The 19,811-nt window shown below is 37.4% G+C and carries 7 protein-coding genes and 1 other annotated feature; of the genes, 6 read left to right on the top strand and 1 reads right to left on the bottom strand.

The window, feature by feature from the left end; all coding sequences use genetic code 11:
- Positions 1 to 268 precede the first annotated feature (268 nt).
- Positions 269 to 14,551, top strand: coding sequence for an SLAP domain-containing protein (locus OZX59_RS02915; RefSeq protein ID WP_277126647.1), 14,283 nt, complete (start codon positions 269 to 271; stop codon positions 14,549 to 14,551).
- Between the two features lie 115 nt (positions 14,552 to 14,666).
- Positions 14,667 to 15,989, top strand: a complete 1,323-nt coding sequence (locus OZX59_RS02910) for a DUF2325 domain-containing protein (protein WP_277126646.1) — start codon at positions 14,667 to 14,669, stop codon at positions 15,987 to 15,989.
- Positions 15,990 to 15,994: 5 nt separating this feature from the next.
- On the opposite strand, the gene OZX59_RS02905 is transcribed toward OZX59_RS02910, so the two are convergent.
- The gene (locus OZX59_RS02905) at positions 15,995 to 16,831 is read right to left on the bottom strand and encodes a DUF2785 domain-containing protein (protein ID WP_277126645.1); all 837 of its coding nucleotides are present in this window, start codon (positions 16,829 to 16,831) and stop codon (positions 15,995 to 15,997) included.
- 129 nt (positions 16,832 to 16,960) lie between these two features.
- Here OZX59_RS02905 and OZX59_RS02900 point away from each other — a divergent pair, with 129 nt between their 5' ends.
- The 4 genes from OZX59_RS02900 (at position 16,961) to rpmA (ending at position 19,698) form a co-directional block, all read left to right on the top strand.
- Entirely contained in the window at positions 16,961 to 17,794 is an 834-nt protein-coding gene (locus tag OZX59_RS02900) for a YitT family protein (RefSeq protein ID WP_277126644.1), read from the top strand.
- Between the two features lie 190 nt (positions 17,795 to 17,984).
- Entirely contained in the window at positions 17,985 to 18,833 is an 849-nt protein-coding gene (locus OZX59_RS02895) for a YitT family protein (protein ID WP_277126643.1), read from the top strand.
- 153 nt (positions 18,834 to 18,986) lie between these two features.
- Positions 18,987 to 19,063, top strand: a sequence feature (ribosomal protein L21 leader region).
- A 13-nt stretch (positions 19,064 to 19,076) separates the two neighbouring features.
- Entirely contained in the window at positions 19,077 to 19,391 is a 315-nt protein-coding gene (gene rplU / locus OZX59_RS02890; protein WP_277126642.1) for a 50S ribosomal protein L21, read from the top strand.
- A 13-nt stretch (positions 19,392 to 19,404) separates the two neighbouring features.
- Positions 19,405 to 19,698 (top strand): 50S ribosomal protein L27, encoded by a 294-nt coding sequence (gene rpmA / locus OZX59_RS02885; protein ID WP_277126641.1) that lies wholly within the window; start codon positions 19,405 to 19,407, stop codon positions 19,696 to 19,698.
- Positions 19,699 to 19,811 lie beyond the last annotated feature (113 nt).

Here is a 19,811-nt window from a genome sequence, read left to right as displayed (position 1 = left end):
AAAAAATTATTTTTCGGACGACCTTACTAAGCTAAATTAGTTACCGCTTTTATTGCTGTCGACTGTTATTGTTATTCTTTTGTGTTAACTAGTTGATACTCTAAATTGTAATTATTTGCTTCGTTATTTAATTTGCTTGAAAAATTGTGTAAATATGTTGCTCGTTATCATTAAAGTAATTATGATATACACCGCATATATTTACATAAAATGTGAACGTGGTTATAATATTTCTTTATAGATAAGAGTTTGTAAGGAAGGTTATTTTATGCTAGGAAAAAACAATTTCGCTGAGCGACTGCGAAAAATGGAAATCCAAAATAAACAAGAACGCTTTTCCATTCGAAAGTTGACGATTGGTGCTGCATCAGTACTTCTTGGGTTTACGTTTTTAGGTGCTAACTCACAAAGTGTGAAGGCTGATACAGTTATTTCTACTCGCGATACTGAAAAAGCTTCGCAAACCGAAGATACCACTGGCGAGCTGGCTTCTTCTAGAGCTAAAAATAAACATGAGCAAGCAACTAAGCCAGACTTGTCAACTTATCAAGGTTTGAGCTTGTTTTTGAAAGAAACTCCGGAAGTTCCAGCTAAAGATGAGACTGATAAAGATACTGCTAAGCCTGCCAATGCGTCTTCTGCAGAGCCAGTATCTAAGCCGACTCCTCCAGTAGAATCAACAGATCAAGTTCCAGCTAATGATTCACATACTTCAGACCAAGATCAGCAAGTAGCTAATATCACAACTACTGATAAGGAACCTACTACTTCGACTACGCCTTTGCCTACTGAGGTGGCCAAGCCAGAATTAGTTGTGCCGCAAGCTGCAACTGCTACAGAAGTTGCAGTGCAGAATTGGGACGAATTAAAGGCCGCCCTAGCTAACGCCAATGTTAGCTTAATTAAGGTCACTAAGAATATTACAGCACCCAATAATTCCGCATCTGATCTCGCGGTTACAGTTAATGGCGAGCGCAACTTAACGATTGAATCTTACGATCCAAATGATCCTAAGGGTAAGTATATTATTGACTTTAGAGCTAATGATCCTAAGCCTGTTGCTAGTGGTGGTTTTACCAATGCTAACAGTCATATTACGCTAACTTATAGCAATATTTCACTCTATAGTTCGACCTATTATGGGGTAGCTAATACTGCTAATATGGCTGCCAACTTGAATTTCAATAATATTGATTTTCATGGTACGCAATTAGCCTATTTTGGTGGCCCTGACATTGTGGTTCACTTTAGTGGTGAAAATCAGGCCGAGACAATTTCGATGCCATATATTAGTCCTGTTAATAACGATAAAGTTACAGGTGGTTATACTCATCAACAGTTGCTGGAATTTTCTAGTAGTAGTAATAATAAACAAGAATTATGGTTTGATCCAGATAGCACTTTTGAGGCAAGTACGATCGGTGGTAATGTAATTCAAATGAGTGGCGCCAATGCCAAGCTTAATATTGGTGAAAATGCTCATGTTACCCTTAACCCAGCTAAGAATGCAGTTAGTGGGATAACTGCTAATTGGGCAGAAACTACTAGCAAAGTTTATGGAATCTATCTTGCGGGCGGTACGTTAGATGTTGGTAATGGCGCGACCCTAGACATTAATGTTGGTAATCCCGACTTTAACGGTACTCTTGATAATATGCAGGCTGCTGCTATTTCATTAAATAGTACTGATTCTAGTATTGATATTCATCATGGTGCTGCGATTAACATTACTACTAATGGTGATATCTCAAATAATTCTAATGGTAATGCCAATACGCTGTTCTATGACAAAGGAAACCTGAATGTTCACTCTGGTGGTGCTTTAAATATCATTGGGACTAATATGCAAAAATACGCTGGCACACTGGTACTGATTGCTGGGAATGCTAACTTAAATAATGGAACCTTCAAGGTACAACTAATACCGTCTGAGCAAGCTCCAGCTGATGCTAATCTAGGTGCGGGAACGGGTGCGCTTAACTTAATTGATGTTAAGGGCGGCACGTTAGTTGTTACTAATCCGCAAGAATTGCTCCTTGATGCTTCGGGCAATACCAATGCCAAAACCAGTGTCATTACTTCTAACCCGATTAAGCTGACTAACGTTAGACAACAAACCAAGAATTACCAATTTACTTTGCCAAATGGCCAAAAGTCGCAAACTACCATGCCGCTGCATGAATTTGATATTCATAATTCTGCTAATGGAATTGTCGTTGACAATGTAGTCAGTCTTAGTCAAGCAGCTGAGGATGCGGTCCGCCAGTATGTAAATGATGTTTACAATGCTGCAGGTAGCCCTGAGCATAATTACGTGCATTTTGTATCTGCCAATCCAAAAGGCTTCTTAGATATTGCTAATGCAGCAGGTGAAGCCGGTAAAGTAGATATTGTTCTCAACGCTGATGGTTCGAGAACTGTTAGTGGACAAGTACTTAACTTCACAGCTCACAAGGATGATCCCACTGGAACTAACACCTTTATTACCGCGCAATTTGTCACAGAGGGTGAATTAAAGGATCAATATATCGTTGATGACAAGCTTAAGTCACCGTATCAAAGCGACAAAACTGATGACCAACCTGATCAATTCGCTGCCCAAGTTAAAGATAATGGAACGTTTAGTTTTACTATTCCTGCTGACCAAACTATTAAATTACGCAAGGGTGATAAATTAAAGTTAACACCTAATGCGAACTTTGTTAGCTATAATCCGACTAGTTTGACTTTGCCAGCCGGTGATGCTCAAGCACGACCGTTAATTACCGATCTAAGTGTTCAAACTTTAGGAGAAACTCAAGATGCCATAGCTGCTGACTTGAATGCCGCAGCTCAAGCTGCAATTACTCGCATCAAAGCTGCTAAATTGGGTTTATTGTCAAGTCAAACTGGTTATATTTCTAAAGTTAATAATGCTTTGGAAGCCGCAATTGCTAAACCAATCGATCCTAACTATGATCGGACTAAGTCGATTTATGGAACTACTAGTATTGTGGCGGCTAATGAGCGTAAGCAAACCATTCTCGACCAGTTTGACCAAAGTGCAGCTAGTGCAGAACTGGATGCTTTTGTGCAAAGTGCTGATGCTAACGCTAATTCTGCGTATAAGGCTAGTCTAAATAAAGGTAAAGCAGCGATTAATGCGGCTTCTGGTACGATTGCGATTAATGATGCTAGAGATAATGCAATGGCTAATGTGCTAGCTGATTATCAAAGTTGGGCAAATAATCAGATTGCTACTTCAGCAAGGCTGATTGAATTACAAATTGCTGAAGCCAACTTAACTGATGAACTAAAAGCGCGCTTGAACACTGCGGTTACTAATGCTAATGGTCACGATAGTATTATGCAGGCCACAACGATTGGCGATATAACTAATATTAAGAATCAAGTTGTCGGCTCATTTAGTGATTTTACGACTAGAATTTGTGCACTTTCTGAGTTTCACAATGCCATTGCTGATTTGCAAACAGCTTTCCCTGATAGTAGTGACAGCAAATTTTCACTCAATTTGACTAGTGTCATTAGTCAGGCAGATGAAACGATTTTTAACGAGACTGAAACTAGTAATTTACAGGGTTCAACTGACCTTGAAAATGCTAATTCAAATAATCGTGAAGATGTTCCAGATATTAAAGCAGGAATTGCACAAGTTAAGAACGCGATTGCTGATTATAAGAACAAGTTCAAGCAGGACTTGAATAATCAAATTACTAATGGTGATTTGCTGAATCTCATTGATCAGGCGGCTAATGGAGCAGGAATTGATCAGGCGCAAAAGGCTGCAATTAACGGCTTAAAGGATCAATTGCAAGTAGCGCTTGATATTGCAGCAACTCAAACTGCTGCTAATACAGATGTTGTTGGTCAGGCAACCATTGACAAGGCTAGCGATGAAGAAACTGTCAAGTCTGAATACAAAAAGGCCCAAGACATTATTACGGAAGTAACCAGTCGCTTAAATGCTATTAAGGCTTTACAAACTACTCGTGATAATCAAGTAGCTGCTAATCCGGATGAACAAGAATTAATTAATCAAGCGTTGAATACTGCAGTAGCAACACTGATTACAAGTAATTTAACAGATCTAAATCAAGCACAAACTGCTGGTGTGGCGCAAATTAATAGTATTGCTAAACTTGATGCAGCTCAAGATGCGATTAAAGCGGCAGCAGCCAAGTTTGCAGACCAATATCCTGACTACAAGGATGAGTTTGAAAAAGCTAAGAAACAGGCACTTGCCGGACTAGCTGGACTGACTGATGTAGCAACTATTAACCAGAAACAAAAAGCAGGTCTATTTCTAATTGATCAAACAGCTGCCAAAGCGGAGATTGAACAAGTAGCAGTAGCCCAGATCACCCAATATCCAGCGCTGAAAGATCAAATTACTGCTGCTAAAGAAACTGCATTGGCAAATCTTGTTGCAGCTACAACAACTGCAGATAATTTGGAACAAGTAAAAACTGCTGGTTTAGTGACAATTGATCGGATTGGCGCTAAACAAGAATTAATTAATGCAGAAAAAGCTGTTGAAACTACCTTAAATGAACAAAAAGATTTATTGACGCCAGATTTATTTGCATCATTAATGGCGCAAGCCCAAGGCATTTTGACCAATAGCGCTCATACTGCTTATGGCGATAAACTTAGCGCAGCGACTAATCAAGAAGATCTTGATAATAATTTACAAGCAGGTCTAACCGAGTTAGATCGTGTTAAGTCTGCCGGTATTCTTGCAGGTCAAAAACAAACAGTTTTAAACGATCTTAATAATGCTGAGCAAGATATTGAAAAGAATCTTAATGCGTTGACCGGATTAACTGCAACTGAAAAAGCAAATTACCTAGCACAACTACAAGCGATTGTTCAAGTTGAAGATTCTAATTCGGCCGCTTATAAGATTAAACAAGCAGCTACTCAGGAAGCATTGAATGCTGAGTATGATAGTGGTATCAGAGGACTAAACAAAATATTTAGTGCCGCAACTTTAACATCACAAAAAGCTAATGCCACTGCTGCAATTAAGCAATATGCAAGCGAAACTAAGCAAAAAATTGCTGATCTGGATAATTTAACTGCTGATCAAATTACTGATTATCAGGCACAAGTTGATAGTTACTACAATAGTGGAATAGCACAAATTAATGCTGCAAGTAATTCAGATAAGGTTTCAGTTGCTCAAAGTACGGCAACTGACTATATGGATAAAGTGCTTAATTCTGCAGGAGTAAAGGATCAGGCAACCTTGCAAACTGGTAAGGATACTGCAATTGGTAGATTGCAAGCAATCGTTGAAGGTGCAATTAATAAAATTAAAGCAATTTCTGATGAGCAATTAAGTAACAGCGATAAGCAAACTTATATTGATAAAATTAATACCGATTTTAACACTGCTAAAGATCGAATTAATAGTTCTGCCAGTCAAACTGCGATTGATAATGCTGAACAGGAGGGTAAAACCGCCATCAATTCAGATTTAGCTGCTTCACAAATTGCGGCTGATCGAGCAAGCGCATTAGCTGAATTAGCCACTCATAAAGATACTGCATTAGCTGCAATCAATCAGTTATTTACTGATGGTAAAATCAGTGCTGACGATAAGAAGATGTATCTAGCTAACATTACTGGTTACTATGATACTGGTGTTTCCAACGTTAATAAGGCCAATAATAGTGTAGATATTGTTCAACAGAAAAATTCTGCTACTAGTGCAATAGATAGTGTCGTTTCCGATCTGACTGGTAGTGTAAACGAAGAATTGCGAACAGCTAAGGAAGCTGCACTCAAGGCTTTGGATGAGATTGCTAGGGATGCTAGCAAAGCTATAAATCGGGATGAGTACCTCAGTTTAACTGAAAAAGAACATTTTGATGACGACTTGCTTTCGAACGCTTTGCAAACTGCTAAGACTAACATTCAAAATTCTCAAACTGTCCAAGATGTTAAGAACAATCAGTTAGCGGGCGGAAATAAGTTGACGTCCATCAAGACAGCAGCTAATTTGCAATCAGCCAAAAATGCTGCTCTCAAAGAATTACTAGCTGAGGAAACTAATATTACTAATGCAATTGATGCTCTAACTAGTATTAGTACTGATGTCAAGGCAACTCTTAAGCAGAAAGTAAGTACTGCTTATCATGATGCGGTGGATAAAGTAAAGGCTTCTGATCTAACAACAGTTGCGCAAGTAAATCTTGAAAAGGAAACTGGAATTTCAGCCATGGACAACGTGTTGACTGCTGCTCAAACTGTGTCTGAAGCGATTACTACCAATCAGGCAAAGCTTGATCAATATGCTCAAGGCGAAATTAATAGTATTTCAGAAGATAATCCAGATAAACAACAAATTATCGATGCCATTAACGAAGCTTTAGAGACAGCTAAAAATAATTTAACTGCGCTTGGTGATAATCCTGAAACAACTACTACAAATGTGGTTAATGCTGAAAAGCAAGGTGAGCAAGCAATTGCTACAGCGGAGGCAAATGCTAATCAGACTGTGCTTAACAAATTAAGACAGCAATCTAAAGATCAATTTGATCGTGAATTTCAACAGGCTATTGATGATCTAAATGCTGCTTATGCCGCTCTTACAGTGGATGAGCAACACCAACTCAGTAGTGACTATACAAGCACCCTAGACTACATGGATTCCGTCAAGTCAAAGATACATACTGAGTTCGATCAAGCTGATACGTATAACAAAATTATGTCTGCTCTTAGTGATGGAGAGGAATTAATTAATTCGGGGACTTTTGACTTTTATATTAATTCAGCTAGAGTGCAGGCAAAAACGGCAATCCAAACAGCAGCTGATGAAGATAATGATATTCTTGGTAAGGATGATAAAAAGACTATCAAGCAACTTGTTGATGAAGCCCAAAATCAACTCGACCAAACGAATGATATTACTACTATCAACCAAATCCGTGATGATACGGTAAAGGCTATTAATCAAGTAAAAAATGATGCTAATAATAATAATTTGAAGCAAGCCAGGGCAGCAGCCATCAAAGAACTTGATCAGCTGGTAAAAGGCGATGGAGCTAACAACAAAGGTGTTCTTGCAGATATTGATGCTTTAGCTTATATAGCAAGTAATGATAAAGAAGATGCTAAAGCTGCCATTAATGGCTTCTATGAAAGTGGTATCTATCGAATTAATACTAGTTCTACAGTAAGCTATATTAGCGCCGTTGTTGATTATAGTGAAAATGAGATTGACAGTATATATAGACAAATAACTTTGGCAAATAGTAAGATTATAGCTAATAATAAATTAGATGAACAAGCAAGTGATGCTATCGGTATAGTGATGCAAATCGCTGATGAAGAACTGTCAACAGCTGATAAATATACGGTTGTAACTAACATTGGTAAGGCCCGAGATAAAGCTAAGACAGTTGTTAATAGCTCTCCATCTGAACGTCGTCTTAAAGTTAATCTGAAAAAAGGTCAAGATGAAATTCAGGCTTTGGTTGATGGTGCTAAAAATAGTGAATTACGTAACGCACAGGCAGCGGCTATTAATAAAATAAATAAAAAAGCTGAAACCATTAAAAATCGGATTAAGACAGGTTTGACAACAAGTACTTTGACGCAGCCACAATATGATGAAATGTACCAATTGATCGGTCAGGCTGTTGATACAGCAACCAGTTCAATTAACTTGGCTGATGATGTAACTAAAGTAAATTCAGCCGAAGTTGCTGGTGAATCTGCTTTAGGTGAGATTAGCAATCAAATAGATGTTGAAATAGCATATACTACAGCTCTTAATGCAATTCAAGCAGCTGCGGATGACTCTAATAATAAAATTAATCAAATTAGTGCTGATCATAGCATCATGGATGAGGCGGTTGCCCAGCACCTGCGAGATGAAGTTGAAAGCGAGCGCAAAAAGGCCAATAGTGCAATTAATACTGCTAAAACAAAGGGCGTGAGTGCGATTAATGTCGCTAAAGCTGATGGCATTGCTGCAATTAATGGGGTAATGGAGAATGTGAAAACTAAAACTGCTGCAATCGATAGTCTGCAAGCAGAGGCTGCTAAAATTAATGATGATTTAACTAATCTGGTAGCTAATATGGCTGATTCAACTAAGCCATTATTAAATAGCAGTCAAGTTTCAACAGCACGTAAGGCAATTGATCAAGCTTTAAAGGATGGGATTTCCAAGATTTATGCAGCTCATGGTGCTAGTACAATTCAAGCCGCACAAAATGCAGGAATTGTCCTAATTGATGGTTCAATTTTGCCAAGTAAACTTATAATTGAGCAGAACAAGCAAATTGCTGCAATTAACGCTTATGCGGCTGGCGAGCACGGAACTGGTGCCTTGGCAAACTTGGATAATTTAACAGCAGCCGAAAAAGCTGATTTAGCACAGCAAATTCAAGCAGCGGCACAAAAAGCGATTGATAAGATTAATGCGATAACTTTACCTGAACATCCCACACAGGCTGATTTTAATACTGCCAAAATAGCAGTTCAAAATGCTGAAAAGGGAATTCCTGTTGCAACGGAAGCTGCTAATTTTGGTGAAGCTGGGATTGATAAGATAGTTGCTACCAGTAATTTGGACCAGCAAAAGCGTGATTATATTGGCAAGCTTAATGCTGCAGTTACTAAGCTTAAGTCCGTTATCGATTCGACTGATTGGCTGTCTGATACAGAAAAAACGAGTTATCATAACAAAATTAATCTGGCAGCTGATCAGGCTATAGATAATATTACTAATGCCAAAACTGATGCTGAAAGTGAGCAAGCATATAGCGATGGAACAATTTGCTTTAATAATATTGTTTTTGAGGCTACTAATAATTCCTATCGTAATGGTGAAATCAATAATTTGAATGCATTTAAGCAAAAGGCCTTTGCTATCATTGATCGTTCGCAGTTGACGGCTGAACAAAAGGCAGCTGCTAAGGATAAGATTAATGCAGTCTTTACTGCTGCCTCAGCTGATATGCAGGTACCATTTGTTGACGAAAATAATCAACCAGTTGATGCAAAAGAGTATCAAAATCAAGTTCACGGTTTTGAACAAGCTGGGGAAACCGCAATTAGTCAGGTATTAGCTAAAGATAACGCTGCAAATTATCCATGGCTTACAAACGAAATCGAAAATACTGCCGATTTAGAAATTAATTATCAGCATTTAACAACTGATCAGAAGCAAAACTACCCTGATTTAGTTACTACGATTGAAACTAGTTTAACTGATTTGGCTAATGCCAAAGATATTGCACAAGCAATAACCGCTTATGATCAAGGCTTAACAGCACTTAATAAGCTAAAAGCTAAGGAGCAAATTAAACAGGCAGCTGATCAGGCTAAAGACCAAATTAGCCAAAATAACAACCTAAGTCTTGCTAATCAGCAACTTTCACAGAATAAAGTTGATAATGCAGTTAAAGCGGCTAATAATTCACTTGATCAAATATTGCCAAATGATAATGATATAATTGGCAATCAGGAACGATTAAATGAAGTTATTACTATAGCTCAAAGCAATATTAATGCAGTTTTAACTCAAGCTGGCTTGGATGATGCCAATGAACTGATTTCTGCGGGTAAAGAAGCTTACGCTGCACTTGCAGCGGCGTATAATTCTGCACAAACAAAATTAGGTAAGGATATTGATCAGAGTAAGTTAGATACAACACTTCTTAATGTGGTAAATCAAATGTCTGGTTTGCAAACTGCTGGAGCGATACGAAACTATATCTTAACTGCTATTAAGGAAATTGATCAAGCTGCACTTGACGCAGCGTCTGATGCAGCCAATTTGCAAATTAATAGCTTAAAGCATGAAAATGGTCAAGATTTAACCACAAATGAAAAACAAGCTATCAAGAACCTAGTTGCTAAAGATTTAAAGGAAGGCAAAGCTAGAATTGATAATGCTGCAACTGCAGATGATGCTGAAACGCTTCGTGATGCTGCTATTGAGCAAATTTTAAAAGATTATACTGATTCTGCTACTATTAATGAAGCGATAGCAAATGATCCAACAGTTATCCTTGACCAAGAAAAAGCTAAGGCTAAGGCAAATCTGGAGGTAATTTATCAGGCTGCTAAAGCAAAATTACAACTTGACTTTGGCAAAGACGTTGCATTAACTAGTCTTAACACGCAATATGCTGCAGCTACTGCTGGAATTATCGCTAAAGGTGAAACTGCTAACAGTATTGTTGCAGAAATTGCAGCTTTACAACTTACTGGAGAACGACTAATTGCTCAAGGTGCTGTGGCAGATGCCCAAGTAGCTGCTGATCAATTGATTGAAGCTGGGAATTATACTACCATTGAACAACAAGCGTTAAAGAACCAAGTTGCTGCATTAGCAAACGTTGATTTCAATAAATTAACTGATTCAACGGCAATTACTACTAAACGTGATGCTACGATTGATCAGATTAGCAAAATAAGTAAAGATTCTGTTACTGCCAATAATATTTTGACTAATGATTTGGCAGTTCAAAAGGCTAAGACACTTAATGATTTAGAAATTGCTTATGTAACGGCTCAAGGACAGCTGCAAGCTTATTTAGGATTTAATGTTCCTATTACTAATTTAAACCAGCAATATGACCAAGCCAAAGAAAGTTTGAATAATGTTGACCAAGTTAGTGAACTGCATGAAGCTGAGCTTGCTGGAGAACGACTGATTGCGCAAGGTTCGATTACAGATGCAAAAATAGCTGCGAATGCAAAAATAGCTGCTAATAAGACATATTCAGAGGTACAAAAAGCCGCCTTAACAGCGGCAATTCAGCAAGAGTATGATAAAGCTGACTTTTCAACCGGAAAATACTCTTCCTCAATTGAAAGAATGCGTGATAAGGTAATAGCCAATATTAGTAGCATTTGTTCTGATAAAACTACTATTAACAACATTTTTGCTAATGATTCGGCGGTGCAGCAGGAAAAATTGGAACAGGCTAAAACAGTGGCTAACTCTGCTATTGACCAAGCAGTTACTACTGCCAAGCAGGTTATTGATAACAATAAAAATTATACTGAAGCAGAAAAACAAGCGCTTAAAGATAAGGTTAAGCAAGCTGCTAATAATGGTAAGGATGAAATTGCTAAGCAGACGACTATTAAAGACACTGAAACTGTTCGAGATAAGACAATTACTCAAATCCAAAATGATAGCAATGTTCAAGCTACAATCAATGCAATTTTTGATCAAGACCTTGGTGTTCAGCAGGAACGTCTTGACCAACAGATCAAGACTATTTATGACCAAGCAGTTGCTAAACTACAGGCTGAATTTGATGAATCTAGTACCCAATATGTTGATCAAGCCTATAACAAACATAAAATGGCGCAAGGCAATACTGTTGCTGAACTTAAAGCTGATGCACTTAAAGCTGAGCGCGCAATTGCACAAGGTGCGATTGCGGATGCGGTAACTAATGCCGAGCAGCTAATTGGTCAATTGCAACATGAAACAGGTAGTTCATATACTGCAGCTGAACAAGCAGCATTGGTGGCTAAGGTTCAGCAAGATGCTAACATTAATTTTGCAAGCATGACCACTTCTGCGGCAATTACTACAGCTCGTGATGAAGCAATTAAGCAAATTCGCAAAGATTGTACGGATGTTAACACGATTAATGTAGCGTTGGGCACAAGTAATGATGTTCAACTTAGTCAGGCCAAAACACAAGCAGAAAGCGATTTGCTAAATGCCTATGAAGCAGCTGTTAATAAGTTACAAGGCGAATTTGGTGATAATATTGCATTGAATATGCTTGATGAAGCCTATACTCAAGCTAAGAAGAAGTTGGCTGATACTGCTGTAACTGATCAGGTAGCTTTAATTGCTGTAAAAGGTGAACAAGCTATGGCTCAGGGAGCAATTGCTGATGCAGTGGTTGCGGCAAATGGAAAAATTACCAATAGCAAGCATAATGAAGCTGACAAAGAAGCATTAAAGAAGCAAGTGGCTAAGGATGCTGCAGCTGGAAAAGTTAATGTTACTACTGCCAATGACATTAAGAGTATTGGTAGGGCTCGTGATCGGGCAATCGAACAGATTAGTCGAGATTGTTCAGATGCTGATGTAATTGATGAGATTATAAATGGCGATTTATCAGCTCAAAAGGCGAAGGCAAACAAGCAGATTAAGGATATTTATGACGCTGCAGTTGCCAAATTAAAAGCTGCCTTTGGTAATACTGTTGATATAACTAGAGTAGCTGCCGCTTATGAAAATCATAAGGAAGCCCAAGGTGAGACTGGTGACGCACTTAAGGTAGATGTTTTAAAGGCTGAAAAGGAAATTGCACAAGCTGCGGTTAAAGATGCTATAGCCAATGCTCAAACCAAAATTGGGTCAGAAAATTATACTAAAGATCAACAAGCAGTATTAATGGCAGAGGTAAATAAAGCAGCTCAAGTCGATTTTGACAAGCTTGCCACTTCTGAAAATGTGACTAATGCACGTGATCAAGCAATTGATCAAATTAGTAAAGTTTGTTCAGACCAAACTACAATTACTGCAATTTTAAATGATGATGCAGCGGTTAAACTGGAACAGTCTAAGACCCAAGCTAAAGATCATCTTGCAATTATTTATCAACAGGCGATTGATAAACTACAAGCAGTTTTTGGTAGTAAGATTAATTTGAGTAATATTAAAGATCAGTATAGTGTTGCTAAAAATGGCATTACTGAAGCTGACAATGAGAATCAAGTTAAACAAGCTGAACTCACTGGAGAACGGGTAATTGCCCGAGGTAGTATTAAAGATGCGATCGTAGCTGCAGATAATGAAATTAGTTCATTAACTCATGCAGATGGAACAAATTTAACTAGTATCGAAAAACAGACATTACGTGATCAAGTTAGAAATAAGGATCAGGTTGACTTTGATACATTAATTACTTCAGATGCAATTACTGAAGCTCGTAATGATATAGTTACTGAGATTGGTAAATATAGTCTCGATCAAGCAACAATTGATAATATGTTAGCTGAAAATCTTAATGTTCAAAAAGAGCAGGCAAATCAGCAAATAATTGCTGCATATCAGAGTGCACTAGAAAAATTGCACGATAAGTTTGGTGTTCAAGCAAATACTGCTAGAGTTGATGCCGCTTTCAGAAATCACAAAGAAGCAAAAGGTCAGACCAATAAAGAACTTAAAAAAGATGTTTTAAAGGCTGAGCGTGAAATTGCCCAAGGTGTGGTTAATGACGCTTTGGCCAATGCTCAAGCAAAAATTAATGCAGGAGGTTATACCAAAGAGCAACAAGCAATACTAATGGCGGAGGTAAATAAAGCAGCTCAAGTCGATTTTGACAAGCTTGCGACTTCTGAAGATGTGACTAATGCACGTGATAAAGCAATTGATCAGATTAGTAAAGTTTGTTCAGACCAAACAACAATTGAAGCTGTACTTGGTGAGGACTTGGCCAAGCAATTGGCGCAAGCTAAAGACCAGGCTAAAACTGAAATTGCGAACGCAGCAACTACTGCAAATGAGCAAATTGATAATAATCAAGCATACTCAGAAGAAGAAAAGGCAGTTCTAAAGGGTCAAGTTCAAACGGCTGTAAATATTGGTAATGAGTCAATTGATCAACAGACAATGCTGTCAGGAGTGCAGACTGAAAGTCAAAAGACAATTAGCAAGATTAAGCAAATTGTAGAAACCACACCTCGGCCAACGAACTCTGAAAATAATGGATCAGCACCTCTTAAGCCAGTTGCAAATGATGAATTGCATCAAGGCAATGATGTTACCTTGATGCATAATGCTTATGTTTATAATGAAGATGGTATTCGTGCTAATAAGGTTGTTATTGGTGCCGGATCGATTGTAAAAACCTATGGTATTAAGCTAATTAATGGTCGTGAATACTATATTTTAACTAAGAAAGGTAGTGGAACTAAGCAATATTATCTTGATGCTGCTAATGTTAACGCTACTAACTTGAAGTTGAAGCACAATGCAAAGATTTATGATAAATATGGTAATCCGGTTAAGAATAGTGTGACTTTAAAAGCTGGCAAAACAATTGCTACTTATGGCAGCCCAGTTAAGATTCACGGTAAGCAATATTACATTATTGGCGACGGTCGCTATGTCAAGTCGGTTAACGTTAAGTCAGAGGTAGTGGATGAGAATGTTTCGCTAACAATTCTTGCTGAGGAAAGTTCTTCAAATAAGTCGGTTCCTCATACGTTAATGCACAATACTTATCTGTATGACGAGCAAGGAAAGCGGGCCAATGGTATTGTACTTAACGCTAATTCGGTAGTTGAAACCACTGGTAAAGAAATAATTGGTAGGCAAGAATATTATCGTTTAAGTAATGGCTTATATGTTGCTGCTGGTAATATTGATGCGGCTAGACTTAAATTGACACATAATGCTTATCTGTATAGTAAATATGGTAATCGACAAGGTAAACAAGTGCTTAATAAGCATCAAATAATTGCCACTTATGGCGATCCGATTACAATTAAACACCAGAAATATTATATTCTTGGTAATGGTAAGTATATTAAAGCAGCTAATTTTGAATAATTAGTCTGAGCTTCTATTCAAAAACGTCCCTAGGTAAAAATATCTTGGGACGTTTTTTGGGTTAAGCAATTTTTTCGGCTATAATGGTTATATTATGTAATTAAGGATGAAGAAATTGAAAGAGACATTTGATTACCGCAATAATTTAAAACAAATTTTACAAAAAACCGCTGGTGACGAACGAAGTTTGAAAAATGGCTTGGCTGCAATTAAGGCAGTTCTCGGTATGGTTGATTCGCAATCTACAGCTGCTCAAAAGACTCAAGCCACTCAAACTGCAAACAAAGAGATTAAGCAATTGCTACTGGGAATTAGTCAATTAATTAAGTCACCAGGAAGCAATGCTGCTCAAAAGCAGTCACTATCAGCATTGCATCGCTTAACCTTTGATCAAGCGATAGCTAAGCAATATGGTAGTGAATTAGCACAGTTAGAAGTTGCTATTCAGCAATCAACTGTTACTAAAGAGGAAGTCAACCAGCAAGTTTTTGAACAAGCTATTAAACCAAATAAGCCGAAGCGAGATTACCGCAAAGGCAAGCGTTATACGGTAATTCGTTTGGTTCTTGGTTGTGACTTAATTAATGATAATAATGAGATTGTTTATACTTTAACAGAAAAGCAAATTCATCAATTTAATTTGACTAGTGGAGATATTGTTGAAGCTCTACCAGAACCAGTTACAAGTCATTATGAAGCAAGTATTTTACTTGTAGTGGGACACCGCGAGCTGGCAACAACAGAATTTGACAAGATAGAAGAGTTCAAATATGCCGTAGTACAGGGTGGAACAGGTCACTTAGCGATAACTCATGATATTCATGGGCAAAAATTACGAATCCGTGGCAAGAGTATTGTCTTACCAATTGATGCTAGCCGTTATCAAACTGATGATACGCCAATTGTTGATGGTTCAATTGTTGATCTAGCTTGGTATGCTGGTGATGTTAATCTAAAAAAGAATCCTGCACAGGCTATTAAACTGCGCTGGATTTATCAACTTGACCAACCACAAGTAAAACCAAAAACGAAAAAGAAAAAAATAAAACAGGCTAATTCTGAGTCGAAAATTACCAAATTAGCTCTAGATTTACATTATCAGCGTGTTGGAATTGCGATTGGTGATAATCAGAATGAAGTAATGCTAGAAAGTATTGTTAGGCGTTATAACGGTATTCCAGTAGCAATTGATGCCTTTCAAGGAAAGAAGAAATTAATGGACAGGCAAATTCAGACACTGGACTTGGTGATTTTAGTTACTGCCTTTGCAGCACATGATAGCACGTGGAATATTCGTGAATTTGCTAGTAAGTACCATGTTGGGTTTGCAGTTAGTTCAAGCAAAGGCTACCAAGCCTTTGAGCGTGCGCTATATCGTGCAGCTAATGGGTTACCAGCTTATGAAGGTAATCAAACGATTACCTATGAAACAGAATAGGGAGCTTAGTTATTAGTTTCGTATCCCATTTTATTGAAATAATTATTAATCTTATTCTGTAAAAATTGCTGTAACTTTGGCTCATCAGCAAAGAAGAAGTACCAATTGCGTAGCAGCTGTTGCCAGATACTCAAACGATAAAAATCAACTGGTTCTGCGAGTGGGTTATTTTGCCACATTTGGTGGTCGAGGTAGGCAATCTTATTTTTCAGATCGGTTGTTGCAATTACGTGGTTTTTAACACCCAAGTAAAAGGCGTGCGCTATTCGTTCTGGTTCATCATCGACCAGGGGTTGGGTGATTTTAGTTAAGATAGTGGGAATTATTGACCAAATTTCAGCTGTTGAAGCAATGTTGCTACTTTTAAAAAGCGGATGGGCTAGACTGCTACCCAAAAAGTCGCTACCGTGAGCTAGGCTATGTGCCCAGCCCTTACCCTTAACATAACCACGATAATCATTTTCGTTTTTAAGATAAGTAATACTCCATGAGAATAGGGTATTACGCTGTTGTTCAGTTAAAATATGGTTGGATTTGTCCTTAGTCAGTAATAATTCGCCCAGCAGAGCCGCAAAGCTGCGCTCAAAAATTGCGTCACTTGCTGGTGAAGTGATTTTTGAAAATAATGGTTGCTCAGTAAAAAAATATTGGACAATCTTTTTAATTTGGTTAGGTGTGAAGGCATCTTCTGCCATTGCCCTAGCAAATAAAGTATAAATTAGGTCATCACGCAAATGCGAATCTGGGTTGCCAAGGTTAGTTAACATAAAGTTTAATTGATTTTCGTTAATTTGAAATGATGCAGTCGGTGCTTGTAATAATTGTTCTAATTCATTAATCATAATTTTTCCCTTTACTAATGATTATTTAAAAAGCGGTTAATACTGTGATGGCTGTTTGAAGTCCAGGTTTATTTTTTGTTATACTAACTTGCAAAACTGTTATCTTTTTTAATGTGGAAGGAAGAGTGGATGACAAAGCAAAAACATGCGCATTCTTTAAAGTATTGGTTATTTTTTATTGGTGGTTTAGAAATAATTGCAGTTGCAATTAACTTATTTTATGCCCCGATTAATATCGCGGCAGGTGGCGCAACAGGAGTTGCCATCTTAATTGACGCTGTCTGGGGTGTCAATCGTTCAATTACCGTCTTTATTTTTAATATAGTAATGATTGTGTTGGCAGCAATTTTTTTAGGAAAGAAAACGTTAAAAAAAGTAGCACTTGGAAGTATTTTATTACCTATTTTAATGCAGATAACGCCAAGTATGCAAATCACTAAGAATGATTTGTTGGCAGTTATTTATGGTGGCGTTTTGATGGGAATCGGGATTTCGATGCTCTATCAGATTGATGCTTCTGCAGGTGGGACTACGATTCCACCATTAATTTTCAAGAAATATTTTTATCTTGATTCCGCAATTGGGTTGATGCTAATTGATATGATTATTATTATATTAAATATCTTTGTTGATGGGATGGAGGCCTTTTTGTTGGCCGCTTTTTCTGAAGTGATCACGACCCTAACTATGCAATATAGCGAGACTGGTTTTGATAAAAAGTACCAGGTGCGGATCATGAGCAATGGTAATATTGCTGAAATTCAAGCCATGCTCCAAGATGATTACGAGGGTCTGACTGTTTATAATGTAGTTGGCGGTTACAGCGAGCAAAAGAAGCAGCAATTATTAATTGTGGTTGATACTAATGAATATGGGGCGCTAATTGCGAAAATTCGTGATCTTGATCCAGATGCTTTTATTGTTACTGAAGATGTGGCTAAGGTTCATGGTGGTCGCTGGTAGAGTCGATTGATAACTATAATTTTGATTACTAGCTGTATCAATTTCTGAATAGAAATTGGTGTGGCTTTTTTAATATTTTGTTTAAAGTAAACTTACAATTTTGGGAATTTAGTAAGGCTTTTTATTTGCAAGCGTTTTGTAATTTATGTATAATAATATCATTAAATTTTAATACAGAAAGAATGATGAGATGCAAAAGAATAAAAGAAAACATTCATTAAAGTATTGGATATACTTTATTACTGGATTAGAATTAATTGCAATATCAATTAATTTCTTCTATGCGCCAATCAATATTGCAGCCGGTGATTCAACCGGAATTGCTATTTTAGTCGATGCCGTTTGGGGAGTGAATCGGTCGGTTACAGTATTGATTGTCAATATTTTAATGCTAATTTTGGCGACAATTTTTTTAGGAAAACAAACACTAAAAAAAGTTGCAATAGGTAGTTTATTATTACCCATTCTAATGGAGATAAATCCTAGTTTTAAACTAACTAATAATGATTTGCTGGCTGTAATCTATGGCGGAGTAATCATGGGAGTTGGAATTTCGTTACTGTATCGAATCGATTCCTCTAGTGGCGGTACCACGATTCCACCATTAATTTTAAAAAAATATTTCTATATTGATCCGGCAACGTCCTTACTAATCATTGATATGGTAATCATTGTTTTAAATATTTTTGTTGATGGAATGGAGGCATTCTTGCTTGCGACCCTGTCACAGATATTGACGACAATTACGATGCGGTATACTGAAACTGGTTTTGATAAGAAGTACCAGTTACAGATTATGAGCAATGAAAAAATTACGAAAATCCAAGAAATGCTACAAGAAGATTACGATGGTCTAACTGTTTATAACGTGGTTGGCGGTTATAGCGAGCAGCATAAACAACAATTATTGATTGTAGTCGACACTAATGAGTATGGTGCCCTAATTGCCAAGATCCGCGATATTGACGATGATGCCTTTATTGTGACTGAAGATGTGGCTAAGGTTCATGGTGGTCGCTGGTATGGCAAAAATCATTAATAAGTAATTTTTAATATGGAAGTGCTAAAATATATTATTTTAATAATAGGGTATAGCCATGAAATAAGTGAAAATATTTTCTTAAAAGCCTTATCTTACTTGCTAAGTCACGGTCAAGGTAGTATAATCAAGTAGTTGTATTTGTGGAGACCTTCACATCTGCAACCGCACATTTCGGGGTTAGAAGTTTTTTGAAAAAAACACCCCGATTGGCGAGTCTAAGTATTTTTTGGAGGTGCAGAAATGTACGCAATTATTAAAACCGGTGGTAAGCAATACAAAGTTGCTGAAGGCGATAGTGTTTTTGTAGAAAAACTTGATGTTGAAGAAGGTAAAGAAATCACTTTTGATGAAGTTATTCTTACTTCTGATGGCAAAGACGTTAAAGTTGGTACACCATTAGTTAAGGGTGCCAAAGTAACTGCTAAAGTTGAAAAACAAGGCAAAGAAAAGAAAGTTGTAACTTTCAAGTATAAGCCAAAGAAGCACTCACATTCAAAATATGGTCACCGTCAACCTTACACTAAGGTTACAGTTGAAAAGATTGAATTAAGCTAGAGGTGAAATGAGAATGAATATTTTAGGTCTTAAACTATTTGCCCACCATAAGGGTGGCGGTTCTACTGCCAATGGTCGTGATTCAGCTGGTCGTCGTTTGGGCGCTAAGGCTGCTGATGGTCAAACCATCCACGCAGGTACGATTATTTATCGTCAACGTGGTACTAAGATTCACCCAGGCAAGAATGTTGGTCAAGGTGGAGATGACACTTTATTTGCTTTAGTAAATGGAGTTGTTAAGTTTGAACGGATGGATAAATACAGAAGACAAGTTTCTGTTATTCCAGTCGAAGAAGAAGCTAAGTAATTTAGTTTTTAAAAAAAGACGAAAAGCGCGTGCTTCTCGTTTTTTTTATGTGGTTTTTAGTTTCATAATATTTATTATTTAAAATTACTAGGACTGGGCTGCATTTAGCGGTA

The organism is Lactobacillus sp. ESL0681, from assembly GCF_029392835.1.
Classification (GTDB): domain Bacteria; phylum Bacillota; class Bacilli; order Lactobacillales; family Lactobacillaceae; genus Lactobacillus.
Note: the sequence above shows the minus strand (reverse complement) of the source record. Positions and strands in the feature narration are given on the sequence as shown.

What these genes read in the sequence shown, in the direction of transcription:
- OZX59_RS02915 (WP_277126647.1), top strand. Translation starts at nt 269, where the DNA reads ATGCTAGGAAAAAACAATTTCGCTGAGCGACTGCGAAAAATGGAAATC.
- rplU (WP_277126642.1), top strand. Translation starts at nt 19,077, where the DNA reads ATGTACGCAATTATTAAAACCGGTGGTAAGCAATACAAAGTTGCTGAA.
- OZX59_RS02900 (WP_277126644.1), top strand. Translation starts at nt 16,961, where the DNA reads ATGACAAAGCAAAAACATGCGCATTCTTTAAAGTATTGGTTATTTTTT.
- OZX59_RS02895 (WP_277126643.1), top strand. Translation starts at nt 17,985, where the DNA reads ATGCAAAAGAATAAAAGAAAACATTCATTAAAGTATTGGATATACTTT.
- rpmA (WP_277126641.1), top strand. Translation starts at nt 19,405, where the DNA reads ATGAATATTTTAGGTCTTAAACTATTTGCCCACCATAAGGGTGGCGGT.
- OZX59_RS02905 (WP_277126645.1), bottom strand. Translation starts at nt 16,831, where the DNA reads ATGATTAATGAATTAGAACAATTATTACAAGCACCGACTGCATCATTT.